We start from the raw sequence: 20,079 nt of genomic DNA, 5'->3' as shown, positions 1-20,079 counted from the left end.
CCCGGTCCTGGGCGAATGCCGGCCAGCGGCCGGCACTACCACTTAGGCGGCGACCTCATCCAGCGCGTCGATGATCCGTTCCAGCGGTGCCGGCCGTCCCAGCAGGTAGCCCTGCACCTGGTCACAGCCGTGCGCAGCCAGCCAGTCCAGCTGTCCCGGCGTCTCCACGCCTTCGGCGATGATGGTCAGGCCCATGCTGTGGCCCAGCGACAGCAGTGCGCGGCAGATCGAGGCGTTGCGTGGATTGGTTTCCACGTCCGCCACGAAGCTGCGGTCGATCTTCAGGATGTCCAGCGGCAGGTGCTGCAGGTAGGACATGCTGGAATAGCCGGTGCCGAAGTCATCCAGCGACACGCTGATGCCCTGCTCGTGCAGGCGCTGCATGGTCTGCATCGCCTGCCCCGGCTTGCGCATCAGGCTGCTCTCGGTCAGTTCCACATGCAGCGCACCCCGCGCCAACCCGAACTCCTGCTGGGCGCGGGTGAACTCGGCCACCAGGTCGCTGTTGAAGAACTGCACGGCCGAGACGTTGACCGCAATCGGCAGCTCGCCCCACCCGGCCTCGACCAACCGCCGCTGCGCCTTCGCTGCCGCTCGGATCACCCAGCGGCCAAGTGCCAGGATCAGCCCGGTGTCCTCGCACAGCTGGATGAACTCATTGGGCGGAATGAAGCTGCCATCAGCCTGCGGCCAGCGCAGCAATGCCTCCAATGCCGCCGGGCTGCCATCGCTGGCATGCCGGATCGGCTGGAAGTACAGCTGGAACTCGTTGTCGATGGCCGCATGGATGCGCCCGGCCAGGCGCAACCGGTCGGCCAGCCGCGTGGTCACCGCTGCGTCGAACCAGACCACCACGTTGCCCTCAGCACGCGCCGCGTGCGCCGCCTGCGCGGCCATGCCGATCACCTGTTCGGCGCTGTGGCCGTCACCGGCCACATGCACCGCCACGCCGATGCGCGGCTCGAACTGGTGCAGTGAATCCTTGCCACGCATCGGCGCCGACACGATCTGCAGCAGGTCGTCCAGCACGCGCTGGGTATCGTGCTCCGAACCGATGGCGAACACGAAGTCCTCCGCCGGCTGGAACGCCAGCGTGCCGCAGCGTGCGCCCAACCCGCCCAGGCGGGTCGCCATCGACTGCAGCACGGCATCACCGATCTCACGGCCCAGCGTATCGGCCACCAGCTGCAGTCCGCGCAGTTGCACGAAGGCGATGGTATAGCCCTCGCCCTGCTCATCCAGCTGGTCGGTCAATGCACGCACGTTGAGCAGGCCGGTGGCCGGGTTGTGCCGTGCCTGGTAGGCCAGGTCGCGCTCGTAGGCCAGCCGTTCGCTCACATCCTCGGCCAGCACCAGGCACGCGGGCTGTCCGTCGAAATCGAGTTTGGACAGGTGTGCGCGCACCTCGAACACACTGCCGTCCTTGCGCCGGTGCAGGCGCACGGTTGCGTCGGGGGGATCGCCCACCTGCGCGCGCTGGATGGCACCACGCACCTCGTCCCAGCCTTCGCGCGGGCGGATGTCGAGGATGCTCATCGCCAGGAACTCCTCGCGGCTGTAGCCGTACTGGCGCACCGCCGCGTCATTGACCTCGATGAAGCGCAGCGTGTCCGGGTCGAACACCCAGAATGGCGCCGGGTTGCGGTCGAACAGCAGGCGGAAGCGGCGTTCCACTTCGCTCATCTGCTCGCGCGCCTGGTAGCGTTCGCTCAGGTCGGTCAACGCGCCGATCATGCGTCGTTCGCTGTCGGCCACCTCCACCCGCTGTCCGCGCGCGCCCACCCAGCGCACTTCACCACCGGGCAGCACCAGGCGGAACACCTGGTCGAGCACTGCGCCGCCGGCAAAGGCCTGGTCGAAAGCCTGCTGCAGGCGCGCGGCATCATCGCGATGCACGCGAGCGAAGAAGTCGGCTACCGGCAGCGCATCGGTCTGCACGCCGAAGATCTCGCGCGCCAGGGGGGACCAGCGCAGCAGCGCGGCGTCCTCATCCACGTACCACGTGCAGACACGCCCGACCTGATGGGCCAGACGCAGCTCGGCATGGCCCGCCTTCAGTTCCTCGGCCATCGCCTGCTGGCTGCGGGTACTGCGGCGCACCGCATACAGCAGCACCAGCAGCACCACGATGTAGGCCAGCACGATCGCCACCGATGCCTGCAGGTACGGCCACCAGGGTGCCAGCACGTCCTCATCGGCCAGGCCGATCTGCACCGCCAGCGGGCTGCGGTCGAGCGTACTGATGGTCGTGATGCGCGGCACACCATCGACCACGCCGGGCAGGCTGCCGAGCTCGACCACCGCCTGCTTGCCGAGCAGGTCACGCCGCGGCAGGTCGTAGCGGCGACCGACCGTGCCATGCGGATCGGGCACGCGCGCCAGCATGTAACCCTCGGCGTCGGTGATCGAGACCAGCCCGTTGGGACCAACATCCAGGCCGCCGGCGATGCGCTGCAGTTCACCACAGCGCAGCCGCGCCAACAGCCAGCGTTCACCGGCCATCGGCAGTGCCAGCGGCACCACCCAGTCGCCATCGCTGGCCCGCTGCGGCGGGCCGATGTACAGGGCACTGCCCTGCCCCCGGCGCAGCGGGTCGGTCCACAGCGGCAGCTGCAGGTCGCCGCGCCCGGCGGTCAGCGCGCGCCCGTGGCGGTCCAGCACCACGATGCTGTGCAGTTCAGCGTGGCGGCGCAGCACGCCACCGATGGCCGCATCCAGCAGTACCGGGGCCTGTGACGGCACGCTGCGGAACAACTCACCGGCATCGCCGGCGATGCCGGTCATCGCCCGCTCCAGATTGCGCAGTTCCAGCGCCAGCAGGCGCTCGCTCCCCACCGCCAGCGCACGGCTCTGCCGCTGCGCGGCCTCCAGGCGGCGGTGATGGTCGTTGGCCAGCATGGTGGCCAATCCGGCCACCAGCAACAGGCCCAGCAGCACGCCGCCCCAGGTGATGGCGCGCAACGGACGGGCCAACGCCCGCTTCAACGCGGGCATCGGTCGATCTTCCTTGTGCAGTCGGCTGGCTTCATGCGCGAACGAATCCTCCACATCCCCGACCTCAACGGCCGGCGGACGCCATTCTTGACGCCTGACCCCGTCCTGCATGGCCACCTCCCCGTGTCCGCGCAGGGCTCCAGGGCCCAGCATGCACCACCCCGGTGACGGCGTGAAGATCGCTTCAGCGCGTTCAGCCAGATCCTGCACAGGACCGGCCAGCCACAGGGACGGCCAGCCGGGCTGCGGCGGATTAGACTTGGGGTTTTCCGCTGCAAGAGAAGTCCATGTCCAAGCTGCGCCGTCCCACCCTGGCACTGGCCATCGTTGCCAGCCTGTCCCTGGCTGCCTGCGACCGTCCGGCCGATCCGGCCGCTGGCACCGCCAGGCCCGCCGAGGCTGCACCCGCTGCCGCCAAGCCGATGCTGGGCAGCTTCGGCTTCGATGCCAGCGGCATGGACCGCAGCATCGCGGCCGGCGATGACTTCTTCGGCTTCGCCAACGGCACCTGGGTGAAGAACACCGAGATTCCGGCCGACCGTTCGCGCTTCGGCAGCTTCAACGTCATCGCTGAAAAGACCCTGGCCGACACCCGCGCCATCCTCGAGGGTGCGGCCGGCAATGCGCAGGCCAGCGGTGACGACAAGCTGATCGGCGACTACTACGCCGCCTACATGGACGAAGCCGGCATCGAGCAGCACGGCATCGCCCCGGTGCAGCCGCAGCTGAAGGCCATCGAGACCATCGCCGACAAGGCCGGCCTGGCACGTGCCCTCGGCGGCGAGATGCGCGCCGACGTCGACCTGCTCAATGCCACCAACTTCTACACCGACCGCCTGTTCGGCCTGTGGGTCTCGGTCGACATGCTGCAGCCGGACCGCACCGCGCCGTACCTCGTGCAGGGCGGCCTGGGCATGCCCGACCGCGACTTCTACCTGGGCGGCGGCCGCATGGCCGAACTGCGCAAGCAGTACCAGGGCTACATCGCGCAGATGCTGCAGCTGGCCGGCGTGGCCGACCCGGCCGGCAAGGCACAGCGCATCCTTGCGCTGGAGACGAAGATCGCGCAGGCGCATGCCACCCAGGAAGAAACCAACGACGTGACCAAGGGTGCCAATCCGTGGACCCAGGCCGATTTCAACGCCAAGGCACCGGGCATGGACTGGAACGCCTTCCTTGATGCGGCCGCGCTGGGCGAGCAGCAGGACTTCATCGTGTGGCAGCCCAAGGCCGTGGCCGGCCTGTCCAGGCTGGTCGCCACCGAACCGCTGGAGGTGTGGAAGGACTACCTGGCCTTCCACGCACTGGACCGTGCCGCCGCCTACCTGCCGAAGAAGTTCGCCGACGCCCGCTTCGCCTTCCATGGCACCGCGCTGAGCGGCACGCCGCAGCAGAGCGACCGCTGGAAGCGCGCCGTGGATGATGCCAACCATGCTGTCGGCGAGGCCATCGGCAAGCGCTATGTCGAGAAGCACTTCGACGCCAGGACCAAGGAGCGTGCGGACGAAATGGCGAAGAACATCATCGCCGCCTTCGCCAAGCGCATTGACGCACTGTCGTGGATGTCGCCGCAGACCAAGGCGCATGCCAAGGCCAAGGTCGCCGGCCTGACCGTGGGGATGGGCTACCCGGAGAAGTGGCGTGATTACACCGGCCTGGAGATCCGCCGCGATGACGCGCTCGGCAACGCACAGCGCGCCGAGCTGTTCGAATACCAGCGCAACATCGCCAAGCTGGGCAAGCCGGTCGACCACAGTGAGTGGGCGATGCTGCCGCAGACCATCAATGCGATGAACGTGCCGCTGGAAAACCGCCTGGTGTTCCCGGCCGCGATCCTGCAGCCGCCGTTCTTCGATGGTGCCGCCGACGACGCGGTGAACTATGGTGCGATCGGCGCGGTGATCGGCCATGAGATCAGCCACGGCTTCGACAACGCCGGCGCGCTGTTCGACGAGACCGGCAAGCTGCACAACTGGTGGACCGCCGAGGACCTGAAGCAGTTCAACGCCGCCGGTGATGCGCTGGCCGCGCAGTTCAGCAGCTACGAGCCGTTCCCGGGCGTGCATGTGAATGGCAAGCTGACCCTGGGCGAGAACATCGCCGACGTGGCCGGCCTGGGCACTGCCTACGATGCCTACCAGCTGTCGCTGCAGGGCAAGCCGGGCCAGACCCTGGAAGGCTTCACGCCGGACCAGCGCTTCTTCCTGGGCTTCGCCCAGGCGTGGCGCAGCAAGAGCCGCGAGCAGGCGCTGCGCAACTCGCTGCTGACCGATGTGCATGCGCCAGGCCAGTTCCGCGCACTCACCGTGCGCAACATCGACGCCTGGTATCCGGCGTTCGAGGTGAAGGAAGGCCAGAAGCTGTACCTGGCCCCGGACAAGCGGGTCAAGGTGTGGTGATGTAACCGGAACGGGCGCCGCGAGGCGCCCGTTTCATTTTCCGGTAGCTGCCAACCTTGGTTGGCAAATGCCCCGCTCGGGTGGATGCCAACCTTGGTCGGCATATCTACAGGACTACAAGCCATCCACGCATGGCGTGGATCTACCGGCGCGTTGTGGCAATCACCAGCGTGGCGACCATGGCAAGCCCGGCCGCGACCCACAGATTCGCATGCAGGCCCACGCCATCCAGCAGCCGTCCACCGCCCCACGCGCCCATTGCGATGCCGATGTTGAACACACCGACATACAGCGCGGTGGCGATCTCCACCGCGTGCGGCACTGCCTTCATCATCCAGCTCATCAGGCCGACCGACACGCCGCCATAGGCCAGGCCCCACAGCAACAGCACCACAATGCCGCCGGAGGGTGTGCCGCCCAGCCACAGGAACAACAACGGCGTCAGCAGCAGGCCGCAAGAGATCGCCAGCAGCATGCCGCGCGGATGACGAGCGGCCAGTGGTCCGGCGATGAAGTTGCCCGCGATGCCCGCCATGCCATAGGCGAACAGCAGCGCGCCGATCCAAGCGGCATCCACGCCCGATCGCAGGGTCAGCAACGGGCGCGCATAGGTGAACGCAATGAAGTGACCTGCTACCAGCAGCAGCGTCAGGCATAGGCCGCGCTGCAGGCCACGGTGGCCGAGCAGCTGCACGAACTGCGCCGGGCGCACCGACGCCACCACCGGCAACGCGGGAACCACCCACAGATGCAGCAGCATCACCGCCGCACTGAACAGCGCCATCGCTGCGAACGCGAAGCGCCAGCCCAGGGCGTCGCCGATCAGTGCACCCAGCGGCACCCCCAGAACCGATGCTGCGGCCACGCCCCCGAAGATGATCGAGGTGGCCAGGCCGATGCGATGCGCCGGCACCAGGCGTGCTGCCAGCCCACCAGCGATGGCCCAGATCCCGCCCATGCAGAACCCCACCAGTACGCGCGCGGCCAGCAGCCAGCCGATGCCGGGTGCCAGCGCCGAAGCAATGTTGGCGACCAGCAGCAGCCCCAGCAGCACGCACAGGATGCGACGACGATCGATGCCACCGGCTGCGATCACCACCAGCGGTGCGAACACTGCCGCCAGCAGGGCCGGCAGCGAGATCATCAGGCCGGCGGTGCCGGTGGACGCGCCGAGATCTTCGGCGACAGGGGTCAGCAGGCCCACCGGCAGCATTTCGGTGGTGACCACCGAGAACGTGGCGAGGCCAACGGCGGAAACCGCCCACCACGGATGGCGATGCACAGGCGTGGCATGCGCAGGCGATGAAGCGCTCACGGGATGATGCCTTCAGGGGAGGTGGATGCAGCAGACGGGCGCAAGGCACGTCGCGCGAGAACGGCCAACAGCAGCACGCCCCCGCCTGCCACCAGTGCAACGACAAAGCCGCTACGCACGCCCCCCGCATCGACGCTCTGCCCGGACAGCGCCGCGCCCAGCGCCACGCCGATGTTCAATCCGGCCAGCAGCCAGGTCATGCCCTCGGTCAGGCGCGATTCGGGCACGCGTTGTTCGACCAGCGACATCGCCACGATCATCGTCGGCGCGAAGAACACCCCGGCCAGCAGCACCGCCACGACCAGCCCGGGCAGGCTGCCGACCCACGGCAGCGGCAACGTGGTCAGTGCGGTGGCCACTGCGCCGGCCAGCAACAGGCGCCGCAACGGTGCCTGCAGCTTCAGTGCCCCGAACAGCAGGCCCGCCGCGCAGCTGCCCAGCGCATAGGCCGACAGCACCACGCTGGCGGCAAGCGGCTGCCCCCGCTGTTCGGCGAAGGCCACGCTGGTGATGTCGACCGTACCGACAATCACGCCCATCGCCAGCATCAGCAACGCCAGCAGGCGGATCTCCGTGTGCCGCAGCAGCGAGCCCGAGGGAGTTGCACCTTCGTGCTGCTGCAGCGGCGGCTCGGTGCCCCGCTGCAGCACCAATGCGGCGACGCCGACCACCAGCAACAGGGCGGCCGCCAGTACGCCGGCCTGTGGCCATACCGCCACCGACAGCCCCACTGACAACGGTGGACCGACGATGAAGGTCACCTCATCGAACACGGTCTCCAGCGAATACGCGGTCTGCAGCTGCGGGCGACCGCGATGGATCGCAGTCCAGCGTGCGCGCACCATTGCGGACACGCTGGGCATGCATCCAGCCAGCATGGCGGCGACGAAAAGCGCCCAGTCTGGCGCAGCCAGCAGCGTGCACGCGAGCAGCAGCAACAACCCTGCCGCACTGGCCGCAGTAGCCCATGGCAGCACCCTGCCCTGCCCGCGCCGGTCGACCCAGCGCGATACCTGTGGCGACAGCAGCGCATAGGTCAGCACGAAGGTGGCAGACACCGCACCGGCCAAGGCATAGCTGCCGCGCAGCTGCGACAGCAATGTGATGATGCCGATGCCGGTCATCGGCAGCGGCAGGCGGGCCAGCAGGCCGGCCAGGGCGAGGCCGGCGGTGCCGGGGGCGGCGAACAGGTCGCGGTAGGGGGTGGCCATCGGGATCTCCAGGGCAGCGGCTTGCCTGGCGCTCCCGGCGCCACGACAATACATACAGAGCGTATGAATAAGAGCCTACATTCATACGCGTCGTATGTAAATAATCATGCACTGCGTATGTAAGGAGTTCCGGATGGTCCGTCGCACCCGCGCCGAGATGGAAGAAACCCGTGCCAGCCTGCTGGCCACCGCCCGCCGCGTGTTCAGCGAGCATGGCTATGCCGCCACCTCGATGGATGACCTGACCGCCCAGGCCGGCCTGACCCGGGGTGCGCTCTACCACCACTTCGGCGACAAGAAGGGCCTGCTGGCCGCGGTGGTCGCCCAGCTCGATGCCGAGACCGACCTGCGCCTGCAGGCGATCAGCGATGGCGCGGATGATGCCTGGGACGGTTTCGTACAGCGCTGCCGTGCCTATCTGGAGATGGCGCTGGAGCCGGAGATCCAGCGCATCGTGCTGCGTGACGCGCGCGCGGTGCTGGGTGGCGCCTCACCGGAATCGCAGCGCCACTGCGTCCACTCGATGCAGCGCCTGATCGAACAGTTGATCGCGCAGGGCGTAGCGATGCCGGTGGATGCGCAGGCGCTGGCATCGCTGATCTACGGCAGCCTGGCCGAGGCCGCGTTCTGGATCGCCGAGGGCGAGGATGGCGACGCGCGCCTGCGGCAGGCGACGACGGCGCTGGAAATGCTGTTGCGTGGCTTGAAGTCGGCCGGGTGAGGCCCATCCACGCATGGCGTGGATATGCTGCCGCATCCGCTCTGGTAGAGGCCAACCTTGGTTGGCCCTTCTGCGGCACCGCGCGCAGCGCGTGCCAACCAGAACCATGGCATCAGTAGATCCACGCCATGCGTGGATGAAGCTATATCGCGCAACGCGTGCCGACCAAGATTGGCACCTACCGGGGAACGGTGGGCCACTCGCGCAGCACCGACACCGGCACGCCCATGCGCGCACAGGCGCGGCTGGCGAGGCCATCGGGCAGCGCACGGCGGAACAGCGGCGCCATGCCCTGCATCAACTTCGCTGAAGCGGCCGCCTGCGCACGCTGGCGGCCGCTGCGTTCAAGCATGCCTTCGGCCCAGTCCGGCAGCAGTGCCGCACCGGCGCCAAGGAACACCTCGCGCGACAGCCCCGGCACCGGTACCGGCAGGCGCACGCCGGACAACACCTCCAGCACTTCACGCGAGCGCTCGTCCACACGCAGCTCCGGTTGCCGCGCGCAGAAGTACGCTGCCACCTCGGCTTCACTGCGCGGCACATCCACCGCACCCAGTGCTTCGGCCACGCGGCGGTACTCGTCGTAGTAGCGGTCGGCGATGTGCGCCGGCACCTCGAGCCCGTAGCGACGAAAGCCCTGCAGGAAACCAAACGCCTCAGTCACGTGCACCCATGTCAGCAGTTGTGGATCGTCCGCCGCGTAGGGCTCGCCCTGCGCGGTCTGGCCGCGGATCCGTGCATGGATGCGGCGCACCTTGGCCACCAGCGCCTCTACCTCCCCGCTGGGTGCATAGCTGGTACCGGCGACAAACGCAGTGGTGCGACGCAGGCGACCCACCAGGTCCTGACGGAAATTGGAGTGGTCGTAGACCCCGGCCAGCGCGCGCGGATGCAGGGTCTGCAGCATCAGCGCACACAAGCCCCCGGCCAGCATCGAGGGGAACTCCGCGTGCAGGCGCCAGGTCACGCTGCCAGGTCCAAACCAGCCCGGGTCACCCAGCGGCTGGTCGTAATCGATGCCGCTCTGGCCACGCGGGAAGGCCTCCAGTACCCAGCGCCGGATCGGCGCGGTGACGGGGCGGGAGAGTCGCTGCAGCAGAGCCGGCATCACAGGTCCAGGAAAAGCGAAAGGGTGGCCGCGAGTTGCGCGGTCGGCCCCGATTCTGGGCGATCACGACGCCGGCGGCGAGTCTTCGCACGCAGCCACGGTTTCATGTGCGGCCGCAGCACATTTCACCCTGCGACATCCTGTCGCAGGCTCCGGCCTCGATGCTGCGATGCAGCAACATTCACCGATTCAGAGAAGGCCCTTACGCGGCTTGGCATGGCGCCCATTGCACGGCTCGCTGGAAGTGCTAGAACTGGACCCGCCACACCGTCCAATGCTGATCGACGCACGTTCCACAAGGAGCCAGCCATGATTGCTTTGTTCAAGGGTTTGGGAATTCTGCTTCGCGACAACGAGCTCTACAGCAGCCCGTTCGATAAACAGGTTGCGCATTGGCGCAATCTCAGCGAGCAGCAGATCCGCGATGAAGTAGCCGTGCTGGCCCAGGCCAAGTGCCAATGGCTGATCGCCTCGATCGTCGGCTGGCAGGCAGCCTCGCTGCTGATTCTTGGCCTGATCGCCAACTACCTGTGGCGTGACGACTTCCATATCACGTTCACCCGCGTGGTAGTCGTGTTCGGCTCGTGGGTCTCGATCCTGTTCGTGATCTGGTTCATGGCCAACATGTTCGATCAGCAGGCCGGTTTCGAGCGCTGGATGAAGGCGTTCAACAGTCGCGCACGCATCAGCTCCAAGGCCGACAGCGTCGAGCACGTGGCCGAGGCCCTGGAACTGGCCGAGCATTACCCGGAAGTGCTCGATTACAAGCAGGCGGTCACCGCCAAGCGCGAGCTGCGCCACGAGGACATCCGCATCATGACCGAGATCGGGCGCATGAAGCAGCACTCCGAACTGGTCGGCCGCCTCAACCACGTGGGCGAGAACGAGCACCACCACGACCTGACACTGCAGCCTGCCTACTGACCCTTCAGGGAAGCGGGGGGACCCACAATGCCACCGTGATCACTCACGGTGGCATTGTTCTTTCCGATCCTCGCTGACGCACTGGGCGAAGCCCTTCGGCAGGTCCCTGAACTCCTGGGTGGTGCCGGCCGCCAACGCGAACGACCGTATCGGCGCTCTCGCACACGCGGCGTCAGGACGACAGGCCGGGTCCAGCAACAGGTAATGGCACTGACCGCTGCGGCTGGCCATGCACTCAAAACGCGCCACGCCGTCCACTACCGTGCGCTTGCTGTACAGCGTGTCCACGCCATTGGCAGTGGTGCGGGTGATCGCGGTTTCGGTGGACTTCTGGCAACCGGCAAGCGCCAGTGCAGCGAGGCCTGCAAGCAGGAAAAGACGCATGCAATGCTCCTGGTAGCGGAAAGGTGCGGTGCGGCTACATGCCGCGGAACAGGCTCATGAATGGTTGGCTGACCACCAGTGTTTCCGTCCGGCCCCGCAGCCGCAGCACACCGCGCCCGGTATCGTCGCGGCTGACCGCCGCCACAGCCTTCATGTTGACAATGGTCGAGCGGTGGATCTGGCGGAAGTGCTGCGGGTCGAGTACTTCCAGCAGTTCGCGCAATGGTGTGCGCAACAGGCTCTCGCCGGCAGCGGTGACCACGGTGGTGTACTTGTTGTCGGCACGGAAGTAGGCGACATCTTCCAGCATGATCAGCTGCGTCTCGCGGCCGTTGCTGGCGGTGATCCAGGCCAGCGGCGGGCGCTCGGCAGCACCCTGCGATGGCCCCAGCCGCTGCAGCAGGCGTTCAAGCACGGCGTCATCCTGGCGTGTCGATGGCAGCCGCGACAGGATGCGCTCACGCGTCGCCAGCAGGCGTTCGTCACTGACCGGCTTCAGAAGGTAATCCATCGCGCCCTGCTCGAACGCGTCGATGGCGTACTGGTCATAGGCGGTGACGAACACCACCTGGGTACGCGGGCTCAGCTCGGACAGCGAGCGCGCAACTTCGATGCCACTGATGCCGGGCATGCGGATGTCGAGGAACGCGATGTCCGGCTGCGTCTCGGCCAGTTGCTCCAGCGCACTGGCGCCGTCCTCGCACTCGGCCACCAGCTTCAGCTCCGGCCACAACCGGCGCAGCTGTTCCACCAGTGACTGCCGCAGCAGTTCCTCGTCTTCGGCAATGAGGGCTTCAAGCGGCATGGCTGCGCTCCTTTTGTGTCTGCGGCAAGGTCATGGTCGCGGCCACACCGCTGGGGAAGTTGGCAACGATCGCCACGCCGGCCTGCTCGCCACAGGTCAGGCGCAGGCGTTCGCGCAGGTTCTTCAGGCCGATGCCGGTGCCGCTGGTGCCCTGGCCGAAGCCGAGCCCGTCGTCGGCGACGGTCACGGTCACATGGTCATCGAAGCCACGCGCCAGGATCCAGATCGTGCCACCGCCGGGCTTGGGCTCCAGGCCATGCTTGATCGCGTTCTCCACCAGCGTCTGCAGTGCCATCGCCGGCAGGTGCACGCCATGCAGCTCATTCGGTACCTGCACTTCCACCGCCAACCGTGCGCCCATGCGGATGCGCAGGATCTCCAGGTAGGCGCGCGTGCGTTCCAGCTCCACCCCCAGCGTCGACACCGACTCGTCCACCTGCGGCAACGAGCTGCGCAGGTACTGGATAAGGTGGCCCAGCATCTGCTCGGCACGTGCCGGGTCGGTGCGGGTCAGCACCTGCGCGTTGGCCAGCGTGTTGTACAGGAAGTGCGGCTCCACCTGCGCATGCAGCAGGTTCAAGCGCGCGACCGACAGTTCCTTTTCCACCTGGGTCTGTTCGGCGGCGGCCTGCTCATCGCGGCGCTGGTCGGCCACGCGGCGGCTGATCGCGCGGGTAACCGCTTCGGCGTTCTCGAAGTTGCTGCCCTCATCCAGCGCCAGCAGATCGGCCCACCAGCCGGCATCCGGTTCGAACAGCAGAGTGACGGTACTGGTGCCCTGCCCCGGCGTGACCGTCGCCAGCACGCTGTTGCGCTTGATCGCCAGCCGCGCCGGCAGGTTCCAGCGCGACGGCTGGCGGCCATTCCAGAGGTCCACCCGGCGCACGTAGGCGCGCACCTGCAGGCTGCCGGCCGAGCTTTCCACGTCTTCCACGCGCGGAAGTTCGGCAATCGCCGCTTCCACCACGGCATAGGCCTGGCCGGCATCCATCGGCAGTTCCACCTGGCGGCGCTGGCGCCCGGACAACGTGGTCGAATCCAATCGGCCGGCCACCAGCCAGACCCGGCGCACGTGGGTAATCGCGCTGCCCAGCGCGGAGATCATCAGGAACATCGCCAGCAGGCCGAACACCCAGCCCGGGCCATCGTTCATGCCGCTGAAGATGCCGCTCCAGACCATGCCGGCGACAACCAGCGCGGCGGCCCAGGCCAGCAGGTGGCGGATCAGGAGAGAGAGGCTGGCGAACACGGCGGCGCCTTGGAGGAAGGGGGTGAGCCGAGCATAGTGCGGCCCGCCGGGCAAACAAGCGGGCTGCGACGAAGGCGGGAAAAGCGGGGATGGAAAGCCATCTGGTAGTGCCGGCCGCTGGCCGGCTCCCCACTATCTCCGCATGCATCACAGGGATGCCGGCCAGCGCCCGGCACTACCCGGGAGGCGCCGGGCGAACCCGGCGCATGCCCTTACTTGCGCTGGTCGGCGCTGGCATCACGAACGGCGCGGAACGATTCGTCCTTGCTCCAGTTCGGCCAGCTGCGCGTGTTGGCCAGCTGGTTGCCGAGCGTGTACAGCACTTCCAGGTCGCGGGCGGCACCGGCGAACACCCAGTCCGGCTGCCATTCGTCGCCCTGCTGGTGGTAGCGCTTGGCGGTGTAGTCCTCGGAGGCCTTCTTGCCTGCGGCCACCCCGCCGTCCACCCAGTCCTGGCCGGCCGACCACGACAGTGCCGGAACGCCACGCTTGGCGAATGGGAAGTGATCGGAGCGGAAGAACAGGCCGGCTTCCGGCTTCGGGTCCGGGGTGTAGCGGATATCCCAGCCCTTGGCCACGTCCTTCAGCTGGTCCAGCAGCTCGAAACGCGCGGCACCGTAGATGCCGAAGTCACGCGACGGCCCGAACGGCGCCATGCCGTCCATGTTGATCACCGCCACGGTCTTTTCCAGCGGATACAGCGGATGGGTGGCGTAGTACTCCGAACCCAGCAGGCCCTTTTCCTCGGCGGTGACCGCCAGGAACAGCACTGACCTCTCTGGACGCTTGGCCTTGGCGAAGCCACGGGCCAGTTCGATCAGCGAGGCGGTGCCACTGGCGTTGTCCAGTGCGCCATTGAAGATGCGGTCGCCACGTGCGTCGGGCTCGCCCACGCCGATGTGGTCCCAGTGCGCGCTGTAGACGATGGTCTCGTCCGGGTGGCGGCTGCCTTCCAGGCGTGCGGCCACGTTGTGCGAGGTGATCACTTCGGTCTTCACCGCATACTTCGCGTCCAGGCTGGCGCCGCTCAGCACCACCGGGGTGAAGTCGCGCTGCTGCGCCTTCTTCTTCAGCGCCTCGAAGTCCTGCCCGGCCGAGCGGAACAGCTCCACGGCCAGGTCGCGCTGGATCCAGCCTTCCAGCAGCGGGTGGCTGTCGGCCGGGTTGTCGCGCACCACGTCGAACATGGTGTTGGTGTTGGAGCCGGCCACGGTGGCCCAGCCATACGACGCCGGTGCGGTCTCGTGCACGATCAGCACGCCCAGCGCACCCTGGCGGGCGCCTTCTTCGTACTTGTAGGTCCAACGGCCGTAGTAGGTCATGCCCTTGCCGTCGAAGTCACCCTGGCCGGTCTCGAAGTCCGGGTCGTTGATCAGCACGACGGCGATCTTGCCCTTCAGGTCCACGCCCTTGAAGTCGTCCCAGTTGCGCTCCGGGGCCTTCACGCCGTAACCGAGGAACACCAGCGGGGCCTTGCTGATGTCGACGTTGCTGGCCCCGTTCATGGCGGCGCGCACGGCAATCTGCTTGCCCTGTTCCAGCGGCAGGGTCTTGCCGCCCTGGTGCAATGCCAACTGCGGCGCGCCGACGATGTCGCCCTTGCGCAGCGGCACGGCCTGGGTCCACAGGCGCTTGCCGTCCTTGAGGTCACCGCCCGGCTGCAGGCCGGCGTCGGCGAACTGCTTGCTGAGGAAGGCGATGGTCTTTTCTTCGCCGGCGGTGGCCGGGGAGCGGCCTTCGTAGGCGTCGGAGGCCAGTTCCTTGACGTCGGCGGAGATCCGCGCGCCGTCGAATTTCGGGGTGGCCGCCATCAGTGCGCTCGACACCGACAGGGCCAGCAGGCCCAGTACTACTCGTTTCATTGCTCTCTCCAGCAGGGAAATCCTTCTGGAGTGTAATGGGATTCGGCAGGGCTGCGCCCTGCACCTGCCGAAACAACGGCAACAGCCGAAGCAACAGCAAAAGCTGGTTTCCTGAGGGTAGGCGGGGTGGGTCCGGTTGCGGGGGACGCTGCAAGTACATCCATGTAAGCTCGGTCGCCGCATCCATGCGGCTCACGCCCCCGCAACCGGACCCACCCCGCCTTCGACAGCTTCCCGCTGCTGTTGGTAGGTGTCGACCTTGGTCGACACGGACTGAAACAGGAAGGGGTCAGATCCCTTTCCCGGCGGAAAGGGCTCTGACCCCATCGGTGTGTTGCTTGAGCCTGTTACCAGTTCGGGTCTTCGGCCGGCGCGGCAGCGGGCTTGGGCTTCGGCTTGGCGGCCGGGCGTGCGGCAGCTGCGGGAGCGGCCGAGGCAGTCGCACCTGCGGCGGCGGCGGCCGGCTTGCTGCCCAGCTTCTGGCGCAGTTCGATCTGGCCCGGGCGGAAACCGCCGCGCATCGCGTCGACGCCGTCTTCGATGGTGCCGTACGAGGTCTGTGCGGCCACGCGGTCGATGCGGATGGTGCAGCACGGGTGTTCGCTGCGGCCCAGCGAGCGGCCGGTCTGCGGGTCCTTCAGTTCTTCGCCCAGGCGCACGGCCTGCCAGCGCTGGCCGGCCTGCACGGTGTCACCGCCCTGGCTCAGCACCACCTGGTCACCGTCCACCGAGACCACCGACACCGGAAACAGCGTGGTGACGATGCTGGTGCCGATCTGGCCCGACAGCGATTCCATCATCGCCGCGGCCATGTTGCGGCCGTTGACCACGCGCGGCAGGGTGCTGGGGCCGGTCGAGGCCAGCTGGTGGTCGAAGCTGTCGGACATCACCACCTGGCCGGTGGTGGCGTTGATCAGGCGCAGGGTGATGCGGCCGCCACCGGAGTACGAGGTCACCTGGCGGTCGGACATGCGCAGGTTGCGCACGCTGCGCGGGTACTCGAAGCGTTCGATGGTCGGTATCAGGATCAGATCGGTCGCCAGCTGCTGGCCCACGCGCGCGGTGTCCTGCAGGCGCACGTTGCCGCTGTTGATGTGGTCGATCTCGGCCTGCAGTTCGTCGCCGAATTCGCGGTCCAGCACGATGAAGCGCTGGGTCTGGGTCAGCGTGTCGGACAGGCGCGCACGGATCGCGTCGGCCACTTCATCGGCATCCACGCGGCCATCGCCTACGGCGTAGCTGCCGGCCTTGGTGCGCGGCAGTGCAACCACGATCTTCGGCTTGCCCTGCTCGTCCGGCGCGCGGTACTGGGCGATCTGCGCGCGCACGCGCACCTTCCAGTAGCTGCGCATGCTGCGGTGGGTCACGTCGGAATCGAACGAGCTTGCACCACGCTTGGCATCGACGCTGACCTTCTCGTCGTAGCTTTCCCTGACGCTGGCCGAGGCCGAACCGCTCTTGGCCGAGGCTTCGCCGGACGCATTGGCCGACGCCGAGCCCTTGAAGCTCCAGCCTTCATCGCTGGCGCGCACGCGGGCGATGGTTTCCTCGTCCAGCTGCCGCACTTCATCCTGCGACAGGATTTCATAGCCCAGCACCGCGCCCTGCGAGCCGGCGATCATCTGCTGGGTGAACGCGTCGGCGCGGATATCGCCGACGTGTTCGCCATCCACATCCACATGCAGGCCTGCGCGCAGGCCCTGCATCTGGCTGGCCACGCGTACGCCGTTGACCTGCGCCACGGCCGACTGCAGCGCCGCCAGCACCGCCAGTTCCGGGGTGCTGCCGATGCCGTCGGCTTCGCGCGCGACCTGTGTGGTGCCGCCGAAATCCGGCGTGCCACGCAGGGGCGCTGCTTCCACTGGCGCATTGCTGGCCAGTGCACTGGTTGCCTTGTCCTTGGCGGGCGCGGCGGCCGGGGTGTCCTGCTTGCCGCAGGCTGCAAGCAGCGCGGCGGCCAGGCCCAGGCCGATCAAACGGGTTGTCATACGCATGGAGATTCGCCTCGGATCAGATCGAGTCGAGCATCGAGTCGGCGTTGGACGGCACCTTCACCTTGCTCTTCCTGGCGAAGGTCACGGCCGACTTGGTCGAACCGTACAGGCCCTGGATGAAGCCCGGCGATTCCTTGGCCACCCATGCGCCCGCTGCCAGCTTGCGGCCAACGGTAGCCAGCTGGGTCGCGCCCAGGTTCTTCATGCCGGCGGTGAAGCTGCTGGCTTCGCCGCCCAGCTTCTGTGCTTCGGCTGCCGACGCCAGCAGCGAGACCAGGCCTTCGGCGTAGTGCTGCTTGGATTCAGCGTTCAGTTCCGGCTGAGCGGCCTGGCGCTCGTTGATCGCGGCCTGCGCAGCTTCGCTGACCGACACCGACTTCTTCATCGCATCGACGCTGACCGAACCCGACGACAGCGCCTGGCGCTCGGCTTCCAGCAGCTGCACCTGCTCGGCCAGGCCGAAGGCACGGGCGAACGAGGTCTGGGCCTGCAGCGAGTGCGACTGCGAGCTGACGAAACGACGCACCAGCGCTTCCTGCGCGGCTTCATCCGGAGCGGCGGCGCTGGAGGCGCTGCTGCTGGAGGTGCCGGTGGCGGCACCGGCCAGGTCCTTCAGCTTGCCCAGGCCCGCGTGGGCCGGCATCGACAGGGTGGCGGCAGCGATGGCCACGACAAGAGCGGTATTGCGGATCATATGAGTGTCCTTTGGGAGAGACGGCCGCGAAGCGGCACGTGGGAATCGGTAACCCCAGCGCGATGCCGAGCTCGGCACCCACCGGGTGGCGGATCAGCGGACTGCCTTGACGTTCAGTTCGTTGATCATCTGCTGGGCGGCCTTCTCGGCAGCCAGCTGCAGGGCATTGGTACGGGCCACGGTTTCATTCGGGCCGGTGCCGGAGAACTGCACCGGGCCCACCGACGACACGGTGCGCGGGAAACGGCCGGTCACATCCAGCACCTTGCCGGTGACCGTGACGAACACGCGGGTGTTGCCGCTGGCCGGATCGCGGTCGCGCATGCCGACGTCGAGGGTACCGACGGCGATGTAGGGGATGTTGGCCGCACGGATGCCGTTGGCGGTATCGCGCAGGGTGGCGGCAGACAGGTCGTTGCCGGTGCTGAAGTCCTTGCGGATGCGCTCGATGCTCAGCAGGCCGCGCGATTCGCCTTCCACGTACTCGGCTTCAACCACTTCGTAGCCGGCGGCGCTGAAGGCACCGGTCATCGCGGTGTTCACTTCAGCGGCATTGGCCACCTTCCAGCTGATGTTGTCGCTGCGCTGGGTGGTGCTGCCACCGCTGGTGACCGACACCGAACCGTTCTGGTTGATGCTGCCGTTGGTGCTGACCGAGTTGCCACGGAAGCTGTCGCCTTCACGGGTGTTCTCGCTGTAGCTGCTGCTGGCGTCGACGCGGCGGTATTCCTTGTCCTGGAACGACTGCACGGTGTCCTGCGAGCGTGCCATGAACAGGAAGGTCAGCAGCGAACGCTGCGCGGCGGTGGCACCGGCCACGGCCGAACCTGCGTCCAGCTTGGTCTGCAGCAGCGTGGTGTTGATCTCGGCGCGGACAGTGACGGTGTAGGTCTTGGCCTTCTTGTCTTCGGTGTCCGACAGCGGCACGGCGCTGAGCACATAACGGTCGATCTCGCCGATTAACTCGGCGCGGCGGGCTTCGAACAGGCGCAGCTTGGCCGCACCGGTTTCAGCGATGTACGCCTCCAGTGCATTGACCTTGGCCTTGTTCAGGGCCTGGGCGCGGGTGTCGGCGCTCAGGCGCAGGCCGTAGCTGGCCGAACCGGTACCGCGCGAACTCGCGGTCTGCGCGGCGACCGGCGAGGCCACCACCAGCGCGATGAGGATGAGCAGGATGGTACGCATCAACGACATGACTTGATCAACTCCTGGAGGGCTTGGGTCTGCTGCTGCAACGGGCGTCCGCCCGGCTTCTGTTCGTCCAGCCATGCGCGCGAATCGGCACGCTTGGCGGCGGCGCCGGCGAAGGCATCGAAGCCGGCCAGCAGGGTTTCGTAGCTGGCCGACCACTGGTCGACCTGCCACTGCGTGACCGGCACCACCTTGGTGGCGCCCTTGCGCAGCGGCTGTTCGAAATAGACCTTGCCGGAGAAGGGCTCGGTCACTTTGGCGGTGAAGAACGCGCCGAACAGCATCGTCTTCATCGCCGGGGTTTCATTGATGACGCCGTTCTTCAGCGCATCGACCTGCACAGTGATGACGTAGTCCGGCTCGGGGATCTTCAGCTGGTAGACCTTGCCGTCGGCAAAGCGGGCGGCCATCGCACCACCGATCGCCTGGCCCGAGGCCGGCGGCAGCAGGCCGACGCCGGTATTGGACGACAGCGTCTTGGACAGTTCATGGGCCAGCGTGGCGCGCAGCGGGGTTTCCCACTTCGGGTCGGGCAGCTTGGCGCGGACCGCGTCGGACAGGGTTACGCCACCGACCTGCAGGCGACGCACGGCGGCATCGGGCAGCTTGGCCTGGGCGAGACTGGCGGCCAGCACCTGCGACAGGCTGGTATCGGCGCTGCCGTACAGCAGATCGGCGACGATCGCGTCGATATCGTCGTTGTCCGGCCGGTAATCCTGCACGTCGATGCGCTGCAGGGTCAGCGGATAGGACGCGATCACCTGGCGCTCGCGGAAATCGAAGAACAGTGCCTGCAGGGCCACTTCCACCAGCACTTTGTACTGGTTGCCGATCGGCTCGACCGAGACCAGTTCGCGGTCCAGTGCGGCGGCCAGCACCGTCGCGCTGGTGGTGCCGTCGAGCATCGCCACCGGCTGGTCGATCAGCTCCAGGTTCGCCGGCGGCCGGCGCTTGAGCGCCTGCGCCAGGGTCTGGTTCAGCGGGATCAGGCCGCGCTTTTCCAGCACGGCATGCGCATGCGGCGTGGTCGCCTGCACGGCAGCGGCATCCGCGGTATATGCAAAACCGGCCCAGTAGGCCTGCTGCGATTTGTCAGCCGCCTGCGCAGCCATCGGCCACACGGCCAGGCACAGGGCACAGGCAAGCAGGCGCGCAAAAGCGCGCGATGCGCTCTTCGTCCTTGAATACATCCAACCGCTCCTCGGTCAATACGCACGGAATGCGGACG

The 20,079-nt window shown here is 67.4% G+C and carries 15 protein-coding genes; 3 read left to right on the top strand and 12 right to left on the bottom strand.

Going from position 1 to position 20,079, the window contains the following annotated elements:
* Positions 1–42: 42 nt before the first annotated feature.
* Complete coding sequence (locus tag AC5P7E_RS15720) at positions 43–3,105, bottom strand: bifunctional diguanylate cyclase/phosphodiesterase (protein ID WP_061201496.1); 3,063 nt, start codon at positions 3,103–3,105, stop codon at positions 43–45.
* Positions 3,106–3,281: 176 nt separating this feature from the next.
* On the opposite strand from AC5P7E_RS15720, the gene AC5P7E_RS15715 reads away from it, so the two are divergent.
* Positions 3,282–5,393, top strand: a complete 2,112-nt coding sequence (locus AC5P7E_RS15715; protein WP_114618952.1) for a M13 family metallopeptidase — start codon at positions 3,282–3,284, stop codon at positions 5,391–5,393.
* A gap of 142 nt (positions 5,394–5,535) precedes the next feature.
* Here AC5P7E_RS15715 and AC5P7E_RS15710 read toward each other — a convergent pair whose 3' ends face one another.
* Both AC5P7E_RS15710 and AC5P7E_RS15705 read right to left on the bottom strand, forming a co-directional pair.
* On the bottom strand, positions 5,536–6,708 hold the full coding sequence (locus tag AC5P7E_RS15710) for an MFS transporter (protein ID WP_114618951.1): 1,173 nt from the start codon (positions 6,706–6,708) through the stop codon (positions 5,536–5,538).
* Complete coding sequence (locus AC5P7E_RS15705; RefSeq protein ID WP_099604741.1) at positions 6,705–7,919, bottom strand: MFS transporter; 1,215 nt, start codon at positions 7,917–7,919, stop codon at positions 6,705–6,707. Before AC5P7E_RS15705 ends, AC5P7E_RS15710 begins: the two co-directional genes overlap by 4 nt.
* A gap of 133 nt (positions 7,920–8,052) precedes the next feature.
* Here AC5P7E_RS15705 and AC5P7E_RS15700 point away from each other — a divergent pair, with 133 nt between their 5' ends.
* Positions 8,053–8,640 (top strand): TetR/AcrR family transcriptional regulator, encoded by a 588-nt coding sequence (locus AC5P7E_RS15700; RefSeq protein ID WP_005407901.1) that lies wholly within the window; start codon positions 8,053–8,055, stop codon positions 8,638–8,640.
* A 178-nt stretch (positions 8,641–8,818) separates the two neighbouring features.
* Here the strand turns inward: AC5P7E_RS15700 and AC5P7E_RS15695 are convergent, their stop codons facing one another.
* Positions 8,819–9,748 carry an oxygenase MpaB family protein gene (locus AC5P7E_RS15695; RefSeq protein WP_114618950.1) on the bottom strand — a complete coding sequence of 310 codons (930 nt, stop codon included), beginning with the start codon at positions 9,746–9,748 and terminating at the stop codon, positions 8,819–8,821.
* Positions 9,749–10,057: 309 nt separating this feature from the next.
* On the opposite strand from AC5P7E_RS15695, the gene AC5P7E_RS15690 reads away from it, so the two are divergent.
* Positions 10,058–10,672: a hypothetical protein gene (locus tag AC5P7E_RS15690; protein WP_005407899.1), complete on the top strand. Its 615-nt coding sequence runs from the start codon at positions 10,058–10,060 to the stop codon at positions 10,670–10,672.
* Between the two features lie 39 nt (positions 10,673–10,711).
* Here the strand turns inward: AC5P7E_RS15690 and AC5P7E_RS15685 are convergent, their stop codons facing one another.
* The 8 genes from AC5P7E_RS15685 to AC5P7E_RS15650 all read right to left on the bottom strand — a co-directional run bounded on the left by AC5P7E_RS15685 (position 10,712) and on the right by AC5P7E_RS15650 (position 20,041).
* On the bottom strand, positions 10,712–11,056 hold the full coding sequence (locus AC5P7E_RS15685) for a hypothetical protein (RefSeq protein WP_114618949.1): 345 nt from the start codon (positions 11,054–11,056) through the stop codon (positions 10,712–10,714).
* Positions 11,057–11,090: 34 nt separating this feature from the next.
* A complete protein-coding gene (locus tag AC5P7E_RS15680; RefSeq protein ID WP_005407897.1) occupies positions 11,091–11,861 on the bottom strand; it encodes a LytR/AlgR family response regulator transcription factor in 771 nt (256 codons plus the stop codon).
* Positions 11,851–13,110 (bottom strand): sensor histidine kinase, encoded by a 1,260-nt coding sequence (locus AC5P7E_RS15675; RefSeq protein WP_043033934.1) that lies wholly within the window; start codon positions 13,108–13,110, stop codon positions 11,851–11,853. The genes AC5P7E_RS15680 and AC5P7E_RS15675 overlap by 11 nt, the downstream gene beginning before the upstream one ends.
* 212 nt (positions 13,111–13,322) lie before the next feature.
* Complete coding sequence (locus AC5P7E_RS15670; RefSeq protein ID WP_065184042.1) at positions 13,323–14,972, bottom strand: M28 family metallopeptidase; 1,650 nt, start codon at positions 14,970–14,972, stop codon at positions 13,323–13,325.
* Between the two features lie 347 nt (positions 14,973–15,319).
* Complete coding sequence (locus AC5P7E_RS15665) at positions 15,320–16,966, bottom strand: CsgG/HfaB family protein (protein WP_032966398.1); 1,647 nt, start codon at positions 16,964–16,966, stop codon at positions 15,320–15,322.
* 16 nt (positions 16,967–16,982) lie between these two features.
* Positions 16,983–17,660: a hypothetical protein gene (locus AC5P7E_RS15660; protein ID WP_012479008.1), complete on the bottom strand. Its 678-nt coding sequence runs from the start codon at positions 17,658–17,660 to the stop codon at positions 16,983–16,985.
* Positions 17,661–17,753: 93 nt separating this feature from the next.
* Entirely contained in the window at positions 17,754–18,854 is a 1,101-nt protein-coding gene (locus AC5P7E_RS15655) for a hypothetical protein (RefSeq protein ID WP_114618947.1), read from the bottom strand.
* On the bottom strand, positions 18,845–20,041 hold the full coding sequence (locus AC5P7E_RS15650) for a hypothetical protein (protein ID WP_033833696.1): 1,197 nt from the start codon (positions 20,039–20,041) through the stop codon (positions 18,845–18,847). The genes AC5P7E_RS15655 and AC5P7E_RS15650 overlap by 10 nt, the downstream gene beginning before the upstream one ends.
* Between the last annotated feature and the right edge of the window lie 38 nt (positions 20,042–20,079).

The sequence above is a fragment of the Stenotrophomonas sp. YJH_SMC_25 genome, from assembly GCF_059369595.1.
This window is presented reverse-complemented; position numbering and strand designations above follow the sequence as displayed.